Below are 17446 nucleotides of genomic sequence, written 5' to 3' on the forward strand. Positions count from 1 at the left end.
TCACCAGGTCCACGGGCGAGCTGTGCAACAGCTGGAGCCCGGTCTCGGCGTCGCCGGCGGAGATGGTGGAGAAGCCGTCCTCTCCCAGGTTCAGCTCCAGCAGCCGCCGCATTTTGGGCTCGTCCTCGACGATGAGGATGCTCGCCTTCATCCCCCGCTCCCCTTGTCTGCCGGCTCAGTTTCCCCTGCCGGCAGGTAGATCACAAAGCACGCGCCGGCATCGGGCGCGCTTTCCAGCTGGATGCTGCCGCGATGCTCGTCCACGATCTTCGACACGATGCTGAGGCCCAGCCCAACTCCGCTTTTCTTGGTGGTGACGAAGGGGTTGAAGATCTGCTCGCGCAGATCGGCTGGCACGCCGGGCCCGGTGTCTTGCAACCGCATCTCGACCCCGCCATGTCCGTTCCGCGCCGCCCGCGAGACTTCCGCCCGAAAGGTGCCACCCTGCTCGCCCATGGCTTCATAGGCATTCTGCACCAGGTTGACCAGCGCCTGCTCCCACAGATCTCCGTCCACTTCCACCAGGGGAAGGTCCGCGGCGTATGCGGTTTCGACCTTCACCGGGCCTCCGTGCCAGTGTTCCGCCACCGCTTTCAGCGCGCCCTCGAGGAGGGCGACGATGGACTGGGGCCGGGTCTCGGTGCGAAGCGGCCGCGCGAAATCCAGGAACCGGCCCACCAGCACGCTCAGCCGGTTCACCTCGCTGGAGATGTATCCGGCCAGTTCTCCGGCCAGCGGGTTCGAGTCCTGCAATTTCTGGTTGAGCATCTCGGCCGAGCCTTTGATCACGCCCAGCGGGTTGCGGATCTCGTGGGCCAGGCCGGCGGAGAGCTGTCCCAGAGCGGCCAGCCGCTCCGATCGGCGGGCCTCGGCCTGCGCCAGTTGCAGGCGGCGATTGGTCTCCGCCAGCTCGTCGGTCTGGCGCCGGTTCTCGACCGCAAAGCGGTTCACCAGGAGCGCCGCCAGGTAGAAGAACAGGATGCGGATCGAGAGCTCCGCGATCCCCTCTGCGGTCAGTTCGTACTCCTCCAGCGCCGGGTAGAGGAAGGAGCAGTACATGCCGGAGGCGATCGTGGTCCAGAACAGCGTCAGGCCGGGTCCGAAGTACAGCGCCGCGGTGACGACCGGCAGGTAGTAGATCGGGTAGTAGCTGCTGTTGATCTCCGGGCCGCCGGTGTGGGCGATGAGCAGCGTGGCCAGCAGCAGCTTGGCCAGCACCATGAAGTGCCGCCCGTTGCGCGGATTCCACGCCAGGATGCGGCGCTCTCCGAGCTGCAGCAGGCCGATAGCGAGTAGCGTGAGCTGCTTGTGCACCTCGCGCACCGGAGGCAGGGCCGCCAGCCCGGCCAGCAACAGCAGCCAGACCGCGTCCAGCCACTCGATCCGCTTGCGCTCGCGCGGAGTCAATGGGGTTTCACCTCGCCACCAGTCTATCGCTTGCACCGATTCGCGCCACGCCGGCAGTTATATCCCGTGTTTTCCACGTTGCAGCCCGGGTTTTCCACGTCATTGCACCAGAATCGGGCATTGACTCGCGTTGCGTGTGAAAGTACATTGACGCGCGTCGACGGCTGAAAGGGTTGGTCAGGGAAGCTTGGTCAGTCCGAAGTAAGCTGGGTGATTCGCCGGGCGGGGCGACCCGCACGGCGTCCGGACCCGAAAAATCCGGCCTCTTTCGCGAGAAGGCGCCGGGGTTCGGAACCGCGAAAGCGGTGATTGCGTCAGGGGCTGCGATGGTACATGCCTCCACGCTGTTGGCTCTCTCGCAGGAGTCGGCGGCTAGAGCATAACCAATATCGCGGCCCTTCCTATTTCTATCCACATCCTAACAACCCAAACTGGACGGCAAAGACGCGGGCAGAGGACCTCCTGGATCGCTCGTCCGACTTGATGAGGTAGTCAGGAACGGCGACCCTTGATCCTGGGAAGAACAGCGGGGAAGGACCTCGGTGTCGGAAATCTCTGGCGGAGAGAGGGGGATTCGAACCCCCGATACAGGTGTTAGCCCGTATAACGGTTTAGCAAACCGCCGCCTTCAGCCACTCGGCCATCTCTCCGCGGGCGTGCGCTGCTCGGTTCCGATTATAAATCAAGGCTGGCGCAGGATGGTCCCATAGGGATCAAGGGCCAGGTTTCGGGTCCCGGTCGGGACGGCAAAGTGGAACGTGGTCTCGGGGCCGTCGGCGAAGACGCGTCCCAGATACACCAGCTTCTCGTCCTGGGCGCCGTCCCGGGAGCGCGACAGCACGCGGGCATAGACGGGGACGGGCGTAACCAGGGCGGTGGGGGCGTCGTGCTGAAGAACCGAGCCGCTGGCCGACGGCTTGCCGGCGCGCTGGGCCACGCGCACCGAGTGGAGTTCGAGGCGGGGGATGGCGGTGCCGTTCACCCAGCCTTCGAAGAACCAGTCCAGGGAATGACGGCCCTCGTGCCAGGCGGAGCGCGGCAACGCCTGTTCGAACGCCTTCTGCAGATCCGCGGCGCTGATCGAACGGCCCTGTTGCGCCAGGTAGAGCTGCCGCAAGGTGCGAAGGAAGAGCTCGTCGGAGGCGCAATCGGACGCCTCCGGAGCGCACGTTCCCTCGCGCAGCAGGTGGCGCAGCATGTGCATCAGCCAGGTGCCGCGGCCGTACAGCACCATCTCATAGGCGCCGGGAACGCGTGAGGAGAACAGGCGCGTGCCCAGGGTGACGGGTCCGGCATCCTTGAGCCGCAGCCCGGTGGAGGTCTTGCTCAGCAGGCGCTCGCGATAGTGATCGAGCAAGGCGCGAGAATCAGCGGGACGCTCCTTCTCCAGCATCAGCAGGGCGTAGTAGTTGGCGATGGCTTCCATCATCCAGGCGTCGCGATATCCGCGACGCATGACCGCATCGCCGAACCACTCGTGCGCGACCTCGTGGACCAGCATCAGGCGGGCGTAGGTGATCTCGTATGCCGGATCGAGCGCCAGCCCGCGGCGCTCCTCGGGCGAGAGGTACACGAAGCCGGAGAGGAAGATCAGTCCCGGCCAGCCCATGCTGTTCGGACCCGGGACTTGAGTGAGGGCAAGCGAACTGTAGGGGAAGGGTGCGATGCGAGCCGACAGGAACTCGACCGCGCGGGCGGCGTCCTCGGCGACCAGCGGGGCGTGGGCGGCGGGCATGGGCCGAGGCTCGATGGAGGCGGTCGCGGAGAGCTTGTCGCCCGTCACCGGCGGACGGGCGGGGAAGGCGCTCTCCATGCCGCGCCCGGCAAAGCTCTCAACCGGCGTGCCGCGGGCCTTGGCGCTGCTGGAGACGTACTCGCCCAGATTGAAGCCGGCCAGAGGGATGGGCCGCTCGGAGACCCAGTGCGATTCCTTCAGCCCCTCGAACTCCTGCTCGGAAACCCGCTTGCCGGTGGCCAGCAGCGTCCAGGGCGCGGGGTAGGTGAAGCGCACGTCGTAGTCGGCCATGGCCAGATCCTGGTTGGGGTACCAGATGCCGCGGGCGCCGACGTACATCAACCCGCCGCCCGCCTCGGTCATCACCGGCCCGGCATAACGGAAGCGGAGCTTCAGCTTCTCCCCGGCCTGGAGGGGCTGGGGAAACAGGACGGCGACCACGTCGTTGCCCCGCCGGGCCAGCTCGCCGCCTTCCAGCGCCTCGTTCTGAATGAATTCGGCCGGGACACCGCCGGAATCGATGGAGCTGATCCGCAGGTAGCGCGAGAGCTGGAATAAGAGGGCCCGTCCTCCACCCTCGAGGACGTCGGCATCGAGCGTGGCTTCAGCTTCGAGCTGGTGGGGAGGCTCGATGCGCGCGTCGATGGTGTAGCGGCGGACGGTGATGTCCCTGCGTCCCAGCTCGGTGGCTGGCTGTTCCGTCGTCTGCGAGGCGCTGCGGACGCCGCGCGCCGAGCGCATGCGGAATGCCGCCCAGATATCGTAGTAGACCCTGCCGTCGGCCAGGTTGGCCTGTCCCAGGAAGACCTGTTCCTCGTAGGCGGTGTCGAGGTACACGTCGAAGGTGCCCAGGCGTGTGCCGGCCAGCCTGGCGTGAAAGACGTGGCGGTCCGGCGCGGCCGAGGGGGCGCGAGTCAGCACCGCCAGCAGGTGCAGGGCATCGATCTCCGACATGCTGCGCGCCGCCGGGTCCCACTTATCGACATAGGACTGGGGGTCGTCGGCGGGTCCGCGGGCGGCGGCCATGATGCGGTCGGTGAAGGCGTCGCTCAGGCGGAAGTAGCCGGTGGTGAAGCGCTCCTCGAGCACCGCATGCCCGGTGTGCAGGGCGAGGGATTCGCGTTCCGCCTGAGTGGGCGGGAACACCAGCACCTCGCCCTCGCCGGCAAAGAAAGCGCCGGTGGTGTGCCCGGCGACCGGCTGCAGCAGCGCGATGACGCCGTCGGTGAGGGTGAGGTGGATGTCCTCGATGTCCACCTGGGCGTCGCGCACGCGATAGACCCGCGTCCGGTCCAGCCCATTGGTCCGCAGGGCGCGATAGAACTGGAGCGCGTCGCCCGCCTGGGCCAGGGCGGCGGGCGCAAACAGCAGCAGGATCAGGATCAACCGGGGCATGGGCCTACCGCAATAGACACCAACCGGAGGGTTTTGGGAAGCGGCGGAGGAACTTTACTACGGCCGGGCCGCGGGCGGCGGGCTGCGCCCTTGGTTGCGGGAGCTTCTTGATTAATGCCGGGGCGCGGCATCGTTGCTAGAATGCAGCACATTGTGCATACCTGGGCCAGCCGCATCCTTATCGTCTCTCTGCTGACCGCCGGCGCCGCTTCGGCCGACACCATCCGCCTGAAGAACGGGCGCACCATCTACGCCGACCGCACTCGCGAGGTGGACGGCAAGATCGAATACGAGGTGGGCGACAACACCTTCGCCATCCCCAAAGCGTCCGTGGAGCGGATCGAAGCGGGAGGGATGCCGGGGCCGCGCTCCAGCACCTCGTCAGCGGCTGACCCCGACTTGCCGGCGATCGAGCCCACCGGGACGGTGAAGCATGCCGACGCGGTCCGACTGAAGGTGGTCAAGGACGGGCACGTGGACCTGGACGCGCTGGCGGCGGCCGACCAGCACCCGGACCCGGAATTCACCGCCGCGGCCTACTTCGTGGCCGGCCGTTTCGAGCAGACGCACGGCAATCCCGACCGGGCCAGCGTCTATCTGCAGCGGGCCATGGGCCTGATGCCGGGCAACCCCGTCATCGTCGAGCAGTACGCCTCGCTGTTGCTCGACATGAACCGGTTCGCGGAGGCAGTGCCGTACGCGCTCGAGGCGACGCGCCTGGCGCCGAACTCCGCCGATGCCCATGCCCTGCTGGGCTACGCCTACTTCCACTCGGAGAAAACCAAGGAGGCGATCGCCGAATTCAAGCGCTCGCTGGAGATCAAGCCCGACCCCATGGTGGAAAAGCTGCTGGCCAAGGCGCAGCGCGAAGCCAGCGCCGAGGCCAGCTTCGGGGAGCAGGAGAGCGGGCACTTCACCATGCGGTACGAGGGCGGCAAGGCGCCGGCCGCGCTGCGGGCCGCCATCATGCAGACCCTGGAGCGGCACTACGACGACCTGGTGCGGGAGTTCGGCATCTCCCCGCGGCAGAACATCAGCGTATCGCTCTACACCGAGCAGGCGTACTTCGACGTCACCCGCGCGCCCGCCTGGTCGGCGGCGCAGAACGACGGCAAGCTGCGCATCCCGATCGAGGGGCTGAACGGCGTGAATTCGGAGCTTTCGCGGGTGCTGAAGCACGAGCTGGCGCATTCCTTCATCGCCCAGATCACGCGTAACCGCTGTCCCAACTGGCTGAACGAAGGCATCGCGCAGGTGGTGGAGCCCGCCACCGCCGCGCCCTTCGGCGCTCCCCTGGGGCGCATGTTCGCCCACGAGGCCGAGATCCCGCTCAACATGCTCGAGGGCTCGTTCGGCGCTTTCGACGACCGCACCGCCATGGTCGCCTACGGCGAGTCGCTGGCGGCGGTGGAGTACATCGTCCAGACCTACGGCATGAGCGACGTGGTGCGACTGCTGCAACGCATCGGCGAAGGTTCTTCCGCGGAAAGCGCGCTGCGCGCCGTGGTGCACTCCGGCTACGCTTCCTTCCAGACCGACATCGGCAACTATCTGAAGAAGACCTACGGCGAGTGAACTGGCCAGCGCCACCGGAGCTCCGGCCGGCCTGAAGGAAGTGGTTTACTCGGGGGATGAGCGGCGGTATGCTGCCGCCCGTGCCCGACCGCCGCCGCAAGAACGAGCCTCGCCAGCCGGAGCGTCGCAACCAGAACCGGCGGGCGTTTCCTCGCTGGGAACGGCCCTTCGAAGTCCGCTACGGAACCGGCAAGGAACTCGCCGGGGGGCAGGGCGTCGAGATCAGCGAAAACGGCATGGCCTTTACCGGCGACCGGCCCTGTGAGCTCGGCGCCGAGCTCGACGTGCGCTACCGCTTGAATCCCGAAGAGGACTGGGTGCGCGTGCGCTGCGTGGTACGGCACATCGAGGCCAATATCGTTTACGGGGTGGAATTCCTGAACCTGCGACTGCCCGACCGGCTCAACATCCTGGACTACGTCAGCGCCAAGAGTTGAGGCGGCGCATCACTTGTTCTTTTTCTTCCCGAACAGCCCGCCCAGCGCGCCTCCCAACCCTTCCGCGGGCGCAGCCATGGTGTTGCCCATGGCGCCGGCCACGTTGGGGATAAAGATCGGATTGGAGGTCGTGCCCTGGATGAGGAAGGGGACGGTGCCCTTGGCCTGCCCGAAGCTGGTGAGCTGGCTCACCCCGCCGAGCATGCCACCGCTGTTCAGCTTGGCATTCATCTTGTAGTTCAGCGCGTTGCTCGCGCTGATGGTGCCGGCGCCGGTGACCGTTCCGATAGACGGCACGATGATGTTGAGATTGTCGGTGCGGATGCCCTCGGGGGAGACCTGCAGGTTGGAGCTAAGGGTCTGGATAACGGTGTCGCTGCTCCCCCTGATCCCGGCCAGGGCCGAGATGGCCGACATCTTCGAGGCCAGGTTGTAACCGGTCAGGGTGGTGTTGGAGACGTTCACCGGCCCGCTGATGACCAGGCGGTCGATGGGCCCGTCGAGCGAGAGGTTGGCGTCCACGGTGCCGCCGCGCAGCGCGGCCCCCGAAGGCAGCACCACCCCGAACGCCGGCAGCAATCCCTCGACGTCGTCCACCGGCAGGTGCGAACCGTTCAGCTTCATGTGGACCACGGGGGACTCTCCGCGCGTGTCGTAGGTGCCGGAGAGCTTGGCCGTGCTCTTGCCGGTCAGGATGTTGCCCCGGGTGAGCGAGCCGGCCTGGCGCTTGTAGTCGTACTCGGTGGCGTAGTCGAGCGAGACCGGGGTACGCGCCGGAGCGCCACCCTTGGCCACCCGCAGCTTGGCCACGGTCGCCTTGCCGGTGGAGCGGCCGACCTTGCCGTCGGAGTCGAGCTTGCCGCTGTAGTCCAGCAGGCCCGCCAGGCCGGAGGATGGATCGAGGAACCCGGTACTGGCCAGATCCATGTGCTCGACCTTGACGTCGGCCTTGAGCGGAGTGGCGGCGGCATCGTCCGGGTTGAGCGGCCCCAAGCTGCCCTCCACCTTCATCGACCCGCCTCCTGGGGTCTTGGCTGCCAGTTCGAGGGGCATGACCGACGTGCTGGACAAGTCTTTGATCGTCAGGTTCACATCTTCATATACCCGCGGCTTGCCGCGCGCGGGAACGCTTCCCACCTGGATGCGCCCGTCCTTGATCTTGAGCACGCCGACCGAGAAGGCGGCTTGCGGAGCCGCGGGCTTCTTCGCGTCCTTCTTGCCGCCCATGCTGGAGTAGTTCCACTTGCCGGAGGCGGTGCGCAGCATGGTCACCTGCGGCTCATTCACCGCCAGCGAACGCACATTCAGGGTACGGGAGAAGATCAGCGGCACCATCTCCACGCCCACGTCCACCGACTTGGCTTTCAGGAAGGGCTCGCGGCTGAAGGCGGGGTCGTCGCTGATGGAGATGTCTTCCGCAGTGACGCCGCCCGCCAGCAGCGACAGCTTGAGATTGCCGATGTGCACTTCGCGGTCGAGCGACTTGCGCAGCTCCGCCTCGATCATGGGGCGGAACTTGTTGGCGTCCACCAGGAGCGGCAGCAGGATCGCGACCAGCAGGATGACAATGACGACCGCGGCGAGGATGAAAAGGCCTTTGCGTTTCATGACCGACCTCGTAGGCGCGTCAGGCGGAAGCGGACATGGCGGTGGCCGCGCGCACCAGCGCCAGGGCGGTGATGTCGTTCTCCACCACTCCCGGTTTGCCGCGATGGTTGGTGAATTCCTCCACCGATTGCAGGATGAGCCGGCAAAGATCGTGCGCGTCGGCGAAGCTGGTGGCCTCCAGGACTTCGGCCAGCCGCTCCATCCCGTATTCCTTGGACTTGTGTCGGCTCTCCACCAGGCCCTTGGAGGCGACCAGCAAAGCCGCGCCCGGCTGCAGCACCGAGAGCTGGGTGTCGTGCGCGGCGTGGGAGAACAGCCCCAGCGGAAAACCATTGGCGGGCAGCCGGGTGATGCCGGTCGAGTCGCGCAACAGCGCCGGCGGATGGCCGGCGTTGATGTACGCCAGGGTCCCCAGTCGCTCTTCGTAGCAGCCGATGAAGGCGGGAGAATTGCGCACCCCCTCCGCCGCCGTCATGATGGCGCGATTCACGTCGATGAGCAGGTCCGTCATGGCGTCGTGCTCATTGATGTACTCGCCGGAGAAGTTCTCCTCCACCTTCTTGCGGAAGACCTCCTGGGTGGCGGCCGCGATGTGCAGCGCCTCGGCGCGCCGGCCCGCGATGTCGGCCAGCAGGAACACCAGCCGCCCCGCCGGGGTCATCACGAAATCGTAGAAATCGCCGCCCATGCGGGCCGCCTTGTACATAGCCGCCAGCGAGGAATGGGGCAGGGTCGGGACCTTGGCCGGCTCGGGTTGCCGCAGGTCGCGCTTGGGGGCGGGCGTGTAGAAAGGTATTTTCATCGGGACCAGGGGAGGAGCCGTACAGTAGCACAAAAAAATATCCGCAGCAGCAGGATTCACGGGGCCCGGCCCGTCCCGGGACGGCTGGCATTCGGCGTTCGGGCACGTTAGAATACGCTGATCGCATGCGCGCAGGTTTTGGTGTAGTCCACCTGTCTTGAAGGTCTTGATCGTCCTATGAAGAGAGTTCCCGTCCTCCTGCTTGCCTTGGGCCTCCTGCTGCCCGCGGCGCTACTGGCCGATACCATCATCGAAGAGATCGTGGCCCGCGTGAACAGCGAGGTCATCACCCGTTCCGACTACCAGAAAGGCCGTGAGCAGCTGATGAACGACCTGCGGCAGCAATACGGCGCGGACGCGGAGAAGGAGTTCAAGGCGCGCCAGAAGGACCTCCTCCGCGACCTGATCGACCAGCAACTCCTGCTCGACAAGGGCAAGGAACTGGGCATCTCCGCCGACACCGAGCTGATCAAGAAGCTGGACGAGATCCGCAAGCAGAACAACATGGCCAGCATGGAAGACCTGGAGAAGGCGGCGGAACAGCAGGGGGTCAACTTCGAGGACTTCAAGCAACAGATCCGCAACAGCATCATCACCCAGCAGGTGATCGGCCAGGAGGTCGGGCGCAAGATCCTGGTCACGAAGGAAGAGACCCAGAAGTTCTACGAAGAGCATAAGCAGGAGATGGCGCGGCCGGAGCAGATCCGCCTCAGCGAGATCATGGTGGCGATCCCCAAGGACGCCACGCCGGAGCAGATCGCGGCCGCCGAGTCCAAGGCCAACACCCTGGTGAACCAGATCCGCGGCGGAGCCGATTTCGCCGAGGTCGCCAAGCGTTCTTCCGAGGGCCCCAGCGCCTCGCAGGGTGGCGAACTGGGCGTCTTCCGCCGCGGCACCCTGGCCAAGGAACTGGAAGACCGCACCTTCGCCATGAAAGCCGGCGAGGTCTCCGACGCCATCCGCACCAAGCAGGGATTCGTCATCCTGAAGGTGACCCAGCACGATGAGGCAGGAACGCCGTCGTTCAAGGAAGCCGAGCCCCGGGTCATGGACGCGCTCTATTACCAGAAGATGCAGCCCGCCCTGCGTACCTACCTCACCAAGTTGCGCGAGGAGGCCTTCATCGACATCAAGCAGGGCTACACCGACACCGGCGCCAGCCCCAACCAGACCAAGCCGGTCATCACCGCCACCGCCGCCGAACAGGCCGAGCAAGCCAAGAAGAAAAAGAAGAAGTTCCTCATCTTCTAGCGGCGGTGTCGGCGGCCCACCCTCGCATCACTGAACTCTGTACTCTGCCCTCAACAGCCTGCAGTCCCTGTGGGTGCCGATGTCCTTTTATGTCAGAATAGCTATGTCCCAGCCCTGTGGCCCCTATGAAGGATTTTTACGTCCGCGATTGTCCCGCCCACGAGAACAAGGTCATCACCACTTCCTTCGTGGTCGCCTCCAAGCAGATCAAGAGCAAGAAGACAGGCGAGCCCTACCTGGACCTGCTGCTGGCCGACCGCAGCGGCCAGATCGCGGCCAAGATGTGGGACAACGTCGCCGAAGCCCTCAATGCCTTCGAGCAGGACGACTTCCTCAAGGTCAAGGGCCTGCTCAACAAGTACAACAACCGCTGGCAGCTCACGCTGCACAAGGTCCGGCGCATGGCGGAGGCGGAGGTCGATCCCGCCGACTACCTGCCCAAGACCAGCAAGGACGTCGAGGAGCTGTGGCGGACGCTGGGCGAGTTCGTCGCCGGCTTCCAGAACCCGCACCTGAAGGCGCTGCTCGAGGCGTTCATGGCCGACCCGGAGATCTCCGCCGCCTACAAGACCGCGCCCGCGGCCAAGACCCTGCACCACGCCTACATCGGCGGGCTGCTCGACCACGTGGTGTCGCTGTTCAAGGCCTGCGACCTGGTGTGCCGCAACTATCCGCAGATCGACCGCGACCTGCTGCTCACCGGCGCCTTCCTGCACGACATCGGCAAGATCCACGAGCTCAGCTTCCAGCGCTCCATCGCCTACACCACGCGGGGACAGCTGCTGGGACACATGATCATCGAGCTGGAGATGCTGCAGGCCAAGATCGCGCAGGTGCCCGGCTTCCCGCCCGAATTGAAGCCGCTGATCGAGCACATGATCATCAGCCACCACGGGCAGTACGAGTTCGGCTCCCCCAAACTGCCCATGTTCCCCGAGGCGCTGGCGCTGCACTACCTCGACGACCTCGACTCCAAGATGGAAGCCATGCGCGCCCACTACGAGCGCGAGGCCGACCTGGAGGGCGAGTGGACGGCTTACAACGCGTCGCTGGGGCGTCCGCTGCTCGACCTGCGCAAGTTCCGCAACAAGACCGCGACCGAGGAGAAAGCCCCGGCTGCCGGCGGCTCCGAACCCAAGTGAACGACGCTCCCAAGCCGCGTCTGCCCCAACTCGAGCTGGAGTGCTTGTGCGTCCTGTGGAAGCATCCGGGAGCAAGCGTGGCGGAGGTCCGCGCCGCGCTCGAGCGTCCCCTGGCCTACACCACGGTGATGACGGTGCTGGAACGCCTGAGCGCCAAAGGCGTGGTGCTGCGCCGCAAGCAGGGCCGGGCGTACGCCTATTCCCCGCTTCTCGACCAGGACGCTGCCCGCCAGGACGCAGTGGCACGGCTGCTGGCGGGCTTTTTCGAGAACGATCGCGAGGCGCTGCTGAGCTATATCGGGCGCTTCCGCGGACGCGAGCTGCCGGCCAAGACAGCGCGCATCGCCGCTCCCCGGCCGGCGAGGAAGGCGCGCGCCGCGGCCGCCGATCGCTCGTTCGCCCCCACCCACATCGACGACTCTTTGCTCTAGAACCGGCGCCAACGGCCACTGGCTGGCGGACAGTGCCGGTCCGCCGGGCGTGCGTTGCGCCGACGCCTGCACTTCTGGTAAAAGGGCGCGTCAGAGAAGAGAGGGGTGCCTCATGCGTATCCGTATTGCATTCAAGATCATGGCGCTGGCGGCCGTGTTGGTGCTGGTGGCCTGCGGTGAAAAACCTCCCGCCGAGACCAGCGCCGGTGGCACCGCGGCCGGACCCGCTGCCCCGGGCGAGGCCGGGAAGAAGCCCGGCTTGCTGGAGCGCCTGGAATCGAAGCCGGTGGTCGTGCCGGAGGGCACGGTGCTGACCGTGCGCCTGAACCAGGCGGTCGGGTCGAAGATCAGCAACAGCGGCGATCCCTTCTCCGCCACCATCGCCGAGCCGGTGCAGGTCGGGGACAAGGTGGTGATCCCCAAGGGGGCGGAGGCCGCTGGTACCGTCACCGAAGCAGTGCCGCTGGGCCGCTTCAAGGGCGGCGCCAAGCTGGCCCTGAAGCTGAATTCCGTCACCATCAATGGCAAGAAGTATGACGTGCAGACCACCGGCGTGGCCGAGTCGGCGAAAGGCAAGGGGAAGCGGACCGCGGCCATGGTCGGAGGCGGCGCGGCCGCAGGTGCGATCATCGGCGCCCTGGCCGGAGGCGGCAAGGGCGCAGCCATCGGCGCGGCCGCCGGAGCCGGAGCGGGCACCGCCGGCGCGGCCTTCACCGGAAACAAGAACATCACCCTGCCGGCGGAGAGCAGCCTCAGCTTCAAGCTGACCCAACCGCTGGAAGTGAAGATGTAGAAGAGGTTTCGCATTTCGCGTTTCGCGAAAGGCGCGGCCGAACCCGGCCGCGCTTTTCTTACCCACGTGCTACATTCCCGGCATGGATCTTTCGCGTTTCAAGCTTCTGAGCTTCGATTGCTACGGCACTCTCATCGACTGGGAGGCGGGGATCCTGGGCGCGCTGCGTCCCCTGCTGAAGCAACCCGGCAAGGAGCTCTCGGACAGTGAAGTCCTGGCGCTCTACGCTGAATTGGAAGCGCAAGAGGAAGCCGGGGAGTACAAACCATATCGCAAAGTGCTGGGCAAAGTGGTGCAGCGGCTTGGCAGACGCCTTGGATTCTCCCCGTCGGCCGCCGACGTCGGCAGTCTTGCTGAGTCGGTCGCCGGCTGGCTTCCGTTCCCCGACACGGTGGACGCTTTGCAGCGTCTGAAGAAGCGCTATCGGCTGGTCATTCTCTCCAACATCGATGACGACCTGTTCGCGGCTACGGCCAGGCACCTGCATGTGCCGTTCGATTTCGTGATCACCGCCCAGCAGTGCCGGAGCTACAAGCCTTCGCTCAACAACTTCAGGACAATGCTGGAGCGGGCGGGCGTCGGCGCTGACGCCATCCTGCATTGTGCGGAGAGCCGTTTCCACGACGTCGCGCCGGCGCGCCAGCTGGGGATAGCGACGGTGTGGGTGAATCGCCATGCCAATCGGCCGGGAGCCTCGGCCTCCGGCCAGGGCACCGCGCGGCCGGACCTCGAGGTCCCGGACCTGAAGCGCCTCGCTGACCTGGCGGTGCCCAACAGCTGAATCCTGCTCCCGGCGGCGGTAATCCCCCTGTGCCCTCAGCGCTCTCTGTGGTTAAATCAGTGGCCATGCTGCGCTTCTGGACCGCGGGCGAGTCGCACGGAGAGACGCTGGTGGCGTGGCTCTCCGGACTTCCTGCCGGGCTGAAGATCGACCAGGCGTTCCTGGACCACGAGTTGTGGCGCCGCCAGCAAGGGTATGGGCGCGGCGGACGGCAGAAGATCGAGCGCGACCGCGCGCACATCGTCTCCGGGGTGCGGCAGGGCCAGACCATCGGCTCGCCCATCGCCATCCTGCTGGAGAACAAGGACTGGAAAAACTGGGAGGAGGCCTTGCCCGTGGCCCCAGGCGATCCGGCGAAGCACAAGGCGGTGAAATCACCGCGCCCCGGACACGCCGACTTGGCGGGCGCTCTGAAGTTCAACTTCTCCGAAGCCCGGTTCGTGCTGGAGCGGGCGTCGGCCCGCGAATCGGCGGCGCGTGTCGCCGTGGGTGCTGTCGCCAAGCTCTTCCTGCAGGCTTTGGACGCCGATGTCCTGAGCCACGTGCTCTCGGTGGGCAGCGTCGCCACCGGCGAAAACGACGTTGCCTGGGAAAAACTGCGCGAGCTCAGCGCGAGGCCGGAAGTGCTGCTCAACTGCGCCGACGCCGCGGCCGAGCAACGCATGAAGGCGGAAGTGGACAACGCGCTGAAGAACGGCGACTCGGTGGGCGGCGTCTTCGAGGTCGTGGCCCATGGCATCCCGCCGGGGCTGGGCTCGTACGCCAACTGGGACGAGCGTCTCGACACCCAGCTGGCGGCCGCCATCATGTCGTTGCAGGCGGTGAAGGCGGTCGAGATCGGCAGCGGCATCGCCGCCGCTTCCCTGCCCGGGTCCGCGGTGCAGGACGTGATCGCCTACGACAAGCCGGCCCACCGGTTCCTGCGCCGCTCCAATCGCGCCGGCGGCATCGAGGGCGGCGTCTCCAACGGCGAGGACATCATCGTGCGCGGATACCTGAAGCCGATCTCGACCTTGCGCCGTCCCCTGGAGTCGGTGGACTTCGAGACGCGTGAACCGGTGAAAGCCGCCTACGAGCGCAGCGACGTGTGCGTGGTGCCCGCGGCGGGAGTGGCGGGCGAAGCCATGGTGGCGCTCACCCTGGCGTGGGCCGCCCGCGAGAAGTTCGGCGGAGACTCCATGGACGAGGTACAGCGCAACTTCCGAGGCTATCTCGAACAACTCAAGGATTTTTGATTTGCGATTTGTGATTTGTGATTGCGGTTGGCAGTGACTCGCGTCCCAATAAATCACAAATCGCCAATCGCCAATCACAAATGAAACAAGAAAGCCCGTCGTGGCAGCGACGGGCTTTCCTGCATCGCGGCAAGATCCCCTGCAGACCCTGCCGGGACTGCCGAACTTCTAGCGCGGCGCCTGGTTAGGCGGCTGCGCTGGCGGTACGTCCTCGCTGGAGGCCGGCATGCTGGGCGCGGGTTGCTGCTGGCCGGCAGCGCTGTCCTCTGGCGCGTTGCTGGTGCCGATGGGGTTGCTGGCGGGAGCGGCGTCCGAGCTGCTGGGAGCAATCGTCGGAGCGCTCGGGGCAGCCGCCGGTTCCGTGGGGACTGCACCCGGCACAGCCATGCCCTCCAGGTCGCCGGCGCCATTCTTCAGCACCGCCACCTCCACCCGGCCGCCGAGGGTGCGCCGTACCTGGGCGCTCCCCGTGCCCGCCGGCACCGGCGCGTTGCCCATGCCCAGGGTGTAGATGCGGTACACCGGGATGTCATGGTTCAGCACCAAGTAGCGGACGATGGACTCCGCCATGCGCTGCGAGTTCTCGACCGCAGCCTGGCCCCGACCGGAAGAGAAACCCTGCACTTCGACGATGTAGCCCTTCTGGTTCTTCAGCGGCTCCGCCATCTCGTCCAATGCATCCTTGGCTTTCTTGCTCAGGGCCAGCTGGCCCGGACGGAAGCGGATCTCAGCCTCGGTGACCGGCTTGTACTGGTCGATGTTGCTGACCGTGGTCTCCACGCTTTGCAGGCGCTGCGTCGCCTGGGTAGCGGTCTGGTGCGCCATCTGGGCGCGGTTGCCGGCCTCCACGGCGTGCTGATCGGCTTCGTTGGCCCGGTTCGACGCCAGCCGGATACCTTCGCTGGCGCGAGCGTCCACGTCCTTGATCATCCTGGCGTTGGCCGCGGTCAGTTCGTCGAGCTCGTTCACCCGGCCGCGCACCGGGTCAAGCTGCTTCTGGACGTACTTCTTGCGGGCGAAGGGGTTAAGCTTGCCCCAGAAACCTTGCCGGCTCTCGTAGGTGAGGGGCGCGTGCTCGGGCGCGCTCGATGCCTGGTCCGGAGGCGACGGCTGGCTCTGCATCGGCTGGTCAGTCGGCGCAGACGTGGTTGCGGGCTGGGTCTGGGTATTCGCGGCGGGCGACGTGGTGTCGCTGGCCGGGGCCTGCTGGGCCACCGCGGGCATCGCCAGCAGGGCTGCCAATGGCAGAGTCAACAGCAATTCCTTCTTCATTGCGAGATTCCTCCGATTCGTTGGGGGGAGCGTCGGAGCGGCTCACCACCGGGGCGGGGGCCGGAAACGGAACGTCTGCGGCGCACCTTCGTACATCTCCTATCAATCCGATTGCCAAAGCTTGGAGGTCGATCGCTCCGCTAACTCCTTTGCCGTCAATGGGGAGTCGGGAGGTTACAATTAACGGCTAGGTAAGAAATAGCGGGCGGGAGCAATTTTGTTAGATCAACCGCTTGCACCGACGCCAAAGATCGACCGTGACCCCATCCAAAACCGTGGTCTCCCTAATCCTCGTAATACTCTGCGCCGCGGCTGTCGCCCAGGCCGCGGACCCGTCTCGGTACGCATCGGACAGCATTCCGCCCGCGCGCATGGAGCAGTATTCCGACCTGGCGGTGCGTTGGATGCAGCAATACCTGCAGGTCGACACCACCAATCCGCCTGGCAATGAAGCCCGCGCCGCCGCCTGGATGAAGAAGATCCTGGACGCAGAAGGCATCGAGAACCGCGTGTTCGAGATCGCTCCCGGCCGTGCGAACCTCTGGGCACGGCTGCCGGCCACCGTTCCGGAAGGTCAGCGGAAGCGTCCCATCATCCTCCTGAACCACACCGACGTGGTCACCAGCGACCCGGCCCACTGGAGTCATCCGCCGTTCAGCGGCGCCATCGATGGCGGCGCCATCTACGGCCGCGGCGCGCAGGACATGAAGAACGAAGGGCTGGCGCAGCTGGTCGTCCTGGTCATGTTGAAGCGCGAGCAGCAGCCGCTGGCCCGCGACGTGATCTTCCTGGCCACCGCCGACGAAGAAGCCACCAACATCGGGGTGAACTGGATGGTGCGCCATCCTGAGCTGCTGGAGAACGCCGAGTACCTCATCAATGAGGGCGGCGAGAATCGCGAGGAGGAGGGGCACGTCCTCTACGTGGGGCTGGACACCGCGGAAAAATCCCCCTACTGGGTGCACCTGGTCGCCCACGGGAAGGCCGGCCACGGCTCGCAGCCGGTGGCCGATTCCGCTCCCAACCGGCTGGTCCGCGCACTCGACCGCGTCCTGGCCTGGGAGACACCGCTGAAGCTGCTGCCCGTGGCTGAAAACTACCTGAAGGGGCGCGCACCCATGGAGACCGGCCAGCGGGCCGCCTGGTTCCGTGATCCGCGCCGCGCCATGAACGACCCCAAGTTCCGCGCCTACCTGAACAGCGACCGCGACTTGGCCTACCTCTTTCGCAACACCATCTCCCTGACCATGATGGGCGGGTCGGCCCAGACCAACGTGATCCCTCCTGAAGCCTGGGCCAATCTCGACATCCGCCTGCTCCCGGGGGAAGACCCGGCAAGTTTCCAGGCCGAACTCAAGCGGGTCATCAACGACCCTCAGGTCACCATCGAGCCGATCGGAACCTTTTTCAAGGCGAACTCGGCGCCGACCGATACGGCGCTCTTCCGCTCGATCGAAAGGGCTGCGGCGCGTTACTTCCCCGGCGCCCGTATCTTCCCGGCGATGACCAGCGGGTACAACGAGTGCCAGCGGTATCGCGAGCTGGGGATCGTCGCCTACGGATTCACGCCCTACTCCTCGAC

The 17446-nt window shown here is 66.1% G+C and carries 14 protein-coding genes and 1 tRNA gene; 9 read left to right on the forward strand and 6 right to left on the reverse strand.

The features are described 5' to 3' along the window. Nucleotides 1-147: 147 nt before the first annotated feature. The 3 genes from VMS96_04530 to VMS96_04540 form a co-directional block, all read right to left on the reverse strand. Nucleotides 148-1407, reverse strand: coding sequence for an ATP-binding protein (locus tag VMS96_04530; GenBank protein HVP42671.1), 1260 nt, complete (start codon nucleotides 1405-1407; stop codon nucleotides 148-150). Between the two features lie 556 nt (nucleotides 1408-1963). Next, nucleotides 1964-2057: transfer RNA gene (locus VMS96_04535), tRNA-Ser, on the reverse strand. 32 nt (nucleotides 2058-2089) lie between these two features. Further along, nucleotides 2090-4537 carry a M1 family aminopeptidase gene (locus tag VMS96_04540; protein ID HVP42672.1) on the reverse strand — a complete coding sequence of 816 codons (2448 nt, stop codon included), beginning with the start codon at nucleotides 4535-4537 and terminating at the stop codon, nucleotides 2090-2092. Nucleotides 4538-4678: 141 nt separating this feature from the next. Between VMS96_04540 and VMS96_04545 the strand changes: the two genes are divergently transcribed. Both VMS96_04545 and VMS96_04550 read left to right on the forward strand, forming a co-directional pair. Next, nucleotides 4679-6112: a tetratricopeptide repeat protein gene (locus tag VMS96_04545; protein HVP42673.1), complete on the forward strand. Its 1434-nt coding sequence runs from the start codon at nucleotides 4679-4681 to the stop codon at nucleotides 6110-6112. A 68-nt stretch (nucleotides 6113-6180) separates the two neighbouring features. Next, nucleotides 6181-6549: a PilZ domain-containing protein gene (locus tag VMS96_04550; protein ID HVP42674.1), complete on the forward strand. Its 369-nt coding sequence runs from the start codon at nucleotides 6181-6183 to the stop codon at nucleotides 6547-6549. 9 nt (nucleotides 6550-6558) lie between these two features. Here VMS96_04550 and VMS96_04555 read toward each other — a convergent pair whose 3' ends face one another. Further along, nucleotides 6559-8157, reverse strand: coding sequence for an AsmA family protein (locus VMS96_04555; GenBank protein HVP42675.1), 1599 nt, complete (start codon nucleotides 8155-8157; stop codon nucleotides 6559-6561). Between the two features lie 19 nt (nucleotides 8158-8176). Further along, the gene (locus tag VMS96_04560; protein ID HVP42676.1) at nucleotides 8177-8959 is read right to left on the reverse strand and encodes a SpoIIE family protein phosphatase; all 783 of its coding nucleotides are present in this window, start codon (nucleotides 8957-8959) and stop codon (nucleotides 8177-8179) included. A gap of 177 nt (nucleotides 8960-9136) precedes the next feature. On the opposite strand from VMS96_04560, the gene VMS96_04565 reads away from it, so the two are divergent. The 6 genes from VMS96_04565 to aroC all read left to right on the forward strand — a co-directional run bounded on the left by VMS96_04565 (nucleotide 9137) and on the right by aroC (nucleotide 14592). Next, a complete protein-coding gene (locus tag VMS96_04565) occupies nucleotides 9137-10210 on the forward strand; it encodes a peptidylprolyl isomerase (GenBank protein ID HVP42677.1) in 1074 nt (357 codons plus the stop codon). 125 nt (nucleotides 10211-10335) lie between these two features. Then, entirely contained in the window at nucleotides 10336-11352 is a 1017-nt protein-coding gene (locus VMS96_04570) for an HD domain-containing protein (GenBank protein ID HVP42678.1), read from the forward strand. Then, the gene (locus tag VMS96_04575; GenBank protein HVP42679.1) at nucleotides 11349-11783 is read left to right on the forward strand and encodes a BlaI/MecI/CopY family transcriptional regulator; all 435 of its coding nucleotides are present in this window, start codon (nucleotides 11349-11351) and stop codon (nucleotides 11781-11783) included. Before VMS96_04570 ends, VMS96_04575 begins: the two co-directional genes overlap by 4 nt. 112 nt (nucleotides 11784-11895) lie before the next feature. Beyond that, nucleotides 11896-12576: a hypothetical protein gene (locus tag VMS96_04580; GenBank protein ID HVP42680.1), complete on the forward strand. Its 681-nt coding sequence runs from the start codon at nucleotides 11896-11898 to the stop codon at nucleotides 12574-12576. Between the two features lie 82 nt (nucleotides 12577-12658). Next, nucleotides 12659-13357, forward strand: a complete 699-nt coding sequence (locus VMS96_04585; GenBank protein ID HVP42681.1) for a haloacid dehalogenase type II — start codon at nucleotides 12659-12661, stop codon at nucleotides 13355-13357. 65 nt (nucleotides 13358-13422) lie between these two features. Beyond that, the gene (gene aroC / locus VMS96_04590) at nucleotides 13423-14592 is read left to right on the forward strand and encodes a chorismate synthase (protein ID HVP42682.1); all 1170 of its coding nucleotides are present in this window, start codon (nucleotides 13423-13425) and stop codon (nucleotides 14590-14592) included. 168 nt (nucleotides 14593-14760) lie between these two features. On the opposite strand, the gene VMS96_04595 is transcribed toward aroC, so the two are convergent. Next, a complete protein-coding gene (locus tag VMS96_04595) occupies nucleotides 14761-15864 on the reverse strand; it encodes an OmpA family protein (protein HVP42683.1) in 1104 nt (367 codons plus the stop codon). 371 nt (nucleotides 15865-16235) lie between these two features. On the opposite strand from VMS96_04595, the gene VMS96_04600 reads away from it, so the two are divergent. Beyond that, nucleotides 16236-17446, forward strand: a 1211-nt coding sequence (locus tag VMS96_04600; protein ID HVP42684.1) for a M20/M25/M40 family metallo-hydrolase, incomplete at its 3' end; no start/stop codon positions are given.

It is taken from the genome of Terriglobales bacterium (assembly GCA_035543055.1).
GTDB lineage: Bacteria > Acidobacteriota > Terriglobia > Terriglobales > Acidobacteriaceae > JAIQFD01.